The sequence below is a fragment of the Moraxella lacunata genome, assembly GCF_002027545.1.
GTDB classification, from domain to species: Bacteria; Pseudomonadota; Gammaproteobacteria; order Pseudomonadales; family Moraxellaceae; genus Moraxella; species Moraxella lacunata.
In genome coordinates, this window is the sequence record NZ_MXAN01000013.1 from 7,067 (window position 1) to 10,047 (window position 2,981).

Annotated in this window: 3 protein-coding genes and 1 riboswitch; of the genes, 1 reads left to right on the forward strand and 2 read right to left on the reverse strand. The window is 45.9% G+C overall.

Annotation, left to right across the window (positions count from 1 at the left end; translation table 11 throughout):
- The first annotated feature begins 222 nt into the window (after positions 1–222).
- The gene (rluB, locus tag B5J94_RS02845; protein WP_062498488.1) at positions 223–1,131 is read left to right on the forward strand and encodes a 23S rRNA pseudouridine(2605) synthase RluB; all 909 of its coding nucleotides are present in this window, start codon (positions 223–225) and stop codon (positions 1,129–1,131) included.
- A 117-nt stretch (positions 1,132–1,248) separates the two neighbouring features.
- Here the strand turns inward: rluB and B5J94_RS02850 are convergent, their stop codons facing one another.
- Positions 1,249–1,782, reverse strand: coding sequence for an inorganic diphosphatase (locus B5J94_RS02850; RefSeq protein WP_062498486.1), 534 nt, complete (start codon positions 1,780–1,782; stop codon positions 1,249–1,251).
- A gap of 43 nt (positions 1,783–1,825) precedes the next feature.
- The gene (lipB, locus tag B5J94_RS02855; RefSeq protein WP_062498487.1) at positions 1,826–2,551 is read right to left on the reverse strand and encodes a lipoyl(octanoyl) transferase LipB; all 726 of its coding nucleotides are present in this window, start codon (positions 2,549–2,551) and stop codon (positions 1,826–1,828) included.
- Between the two features lie 110 nt (positions 2,552–2,661).
- A riboswitch (TPP riboswitch) is annotated at positions 2,662–2,752 on the forward strand.
- Positions 2,753–2,981 lie beyond the last annotated feature (229 nt).

Genomic DNA, 2,981 nt, shown 5'->3' on the forward strand with positions numbered 1-2,981 from the left:
ATTTTTCATGCAAAAACATCATTTTATCTTTGCAATATTTCTAAATTTAAATGGTGTTATAAAGAGCAGGCACGCCCCAATGCATTGATAACATTGTGAAATGTTAAACTCCCCACACAGGAACACATCATGAATGCCCCACACATCACCGAATTACCCGTCGATACCCACGCAGACACCGTCAAACCCCAAGGCGAAAAATTGCAAAAACTCCTAGCACGCATGGGCTTGGGTTCACGTCGTCAGTTAGAAGAAATCATCAAAACAGGGCGAATCTCCATCAATGGTAAGACCGCAACGCTGGGCGATAGAGCCAATGTGAGTGATGAGATTCGTATCGATGGGCGACTGGTACGTCTTAAAGCCGAACGTGAGAAACGTCGCCGTGTCATCGCCTACTATAAGCCCGAAGGCGAGATTTGCTCCATGTCGGACCCCGAAGGTCGCCCCACGGTGTTTGACCGCCTGCCTAAGCTGACAGGAGACAGATGGGTGATGGTCGGCAGGCTAGACATTAACTCATCGGGTCTGCTACTGTTCACCAATGATGGCGAGCTGGCTCATCGTCTCATGCACCCATCTAGCGAAGTGGTGCGTGAATATGCCGTACGTGTGCTTGGTGAAGTCACCCCAGAGATTGCCCAGAATCTGACCCGTGGCGTTGAGTTAGAAGACGGTATGGCACGCTTTGATGGCATCAAAGAAGGTGGCGGTACAGGGGTTAATAAATGGTATCACGTTACCATCAAAGAAGGTCGTAAGCGTGAAGTTCGCCGTATGTTCGAGTCCCAAGAGCTCAAAGTCTCACGCTTGATTCGCACCCGTTATAGCACCATGATATTGCCCAAAGAGCTAAAAACAGGGCGATTTATTGAGCTTGATGCCAAAGCCATTGATGCCCTTGTCTCATCGGTGGGTCTGCGTTCTCGCCAAGGCACGGGACTAAACACGCCCGCCAAAGAAAAACAAGCCCGTATCCACAAAAAGCCCCTGCCTGCTCGTGAAGTTCGCCAAAAACGTACCCAAAAAGGCAAAAGCGAGCGAAAAAGAGCTGATGACAGACAAGGCAAAAGCGAACGCAAAGGACAGCAAACCCCTGCGTTTGGCAAGGTGAAGTTTTATAAGGTATAAATCAACACAGAGTAAATTATACTCATGTTACCAAAACCGCCCGAATACTGTTTATGGCATTCGGGCGGTTTTTTATGATTGATGACTTATAAGGTTGTCATCTGCAAGTCGCCAAAATCACGCTTGTTCTACCCAGCGTTTTTGGCTTTCTTTAATCACTTCTTTGGCGGTGGCGACATCAAAAAAGCCTTCGACTTTGGTGGTGCCAGCTTTTTTTAGGTCTTTATAATGATTGAAGTGAAATTCTAGCTGTTTGATAAGCTGTGGTGGCAAGTCATCAAGGCTGTTATACGCATTGCCGTTGTTGCGGTCATCGGCAGGCACCACGATGATTTTGTCGTCCACTTCGCCGTCATCGACAAATTTCATCACGCCAATCACTTTGGCTTTTAGAAAAATGCCTGTGGTCAATGGCTGTTCGGTTAGGATAAGTGCGTCCAACTCATCGCCGTCTTCGTCTAAGGTCTGGGGGATAAAGCCATAGTTACAAGGCTTGGCAAAGGCAATCGGCTCAACACGGTCAAGCTCAAAGCAAGCGAGTTTGCGGTTCCATTCGATTTTGTGGTTTGAGCCAGTAGGGATTTCTACGACCACATTAATCTCGCCTGCGTCCACGTCGCCTGCGTCTAGGATTTTGTTAAAATCTACCATAAAATTCTCCGATTGGGATTAAAAAAGTTGTGCCATTGTAATATTAAATCAATCTAAGTGCAATCTCGCCCTTATGTCTTTTTTGAATATTACTGATAAATTTATGAATAAATTCGTGCGTTTGGCTGTCGTCAAATTTGCCAAATTGCGACAGTTTTACCATAGCCATGCCTGCATAGCCACAAGGGTTAATGGCATTAAAGGCGGTTAGGTCATTAACAAGGTTAATGGCAATGCCGTGATAGCTATGCCCTTGTTTGATTTTAAAGCCAAGGCTTGCAATTTTGCCAAGCATATCGCCCGAACGGTTGTAGATATACACCCCAGGGGCATCACGGCGAGCCTTGGCGGTCAAATCGGGCGGTAGGTATTCGCCCACCACGTCTTCTATGGCTTGCTCGGCGTGGCTCACAAGATCTCGCACGCCCATGCCAAGGCGGTGCAAATCCCACAGCCAATACACCACAAGTTGCCCCACGCCATGCCACGTTACCTGTCCGCCCCTGTCGGTTTTGATGATTGGGGTGTCGGTTTTGTAGAGAATATGCTCTTCTTTGCCTGCTTGCCCTAGCGTATAAACATCTTGATGTTCCACAATCCACAGCTCATCAGGGCAGGTTTGTCCGTTTTTTTTATCGTCAATGCGAGACAAAATGTGAGCAAGCATATCATCATGCGTGGCGTTGTATTCGGCATTAGGGTGGGTGCTTGTGTGCAAGTCGTCCCATTGTAAGGGGGTAAGGTCTAGGTGGGGTAGGTTTAGGGTCATGGTGTTTAAATGGTTAAATAAGCGTTATTTTACGCCATTTTGTTAAAAATAAAAACCATTTTAACCATTTTTAACCGCTTGCACACCTCTTACCCTTTTGTTATAATCCAACCTATCAATCGGGGTGCTATTTATGGCTGAGATGATACCCGTGAACCTGATACAGTTAAAACTGGCGTAGGAAATTGATAAAAATTGACGAGCAACACACTTTTTGATGTGGGTTTTGACTGTGCTTTTTAGGGCGTGTTGAACTTTTGTATTTGCAATGAAAAATAGACTTCTTTCCAAACCCCGATTTTTGTGGATTTTTAAAAACCTCAACCCCAATACTTATAAGGGTTTATTTTTAGTTTGGAAAGAGATTTATTATGAAATCCACGGACAAGGCGAACCTGTGGTGGTGTTACATGGTGGGTTGGTCGGCTCA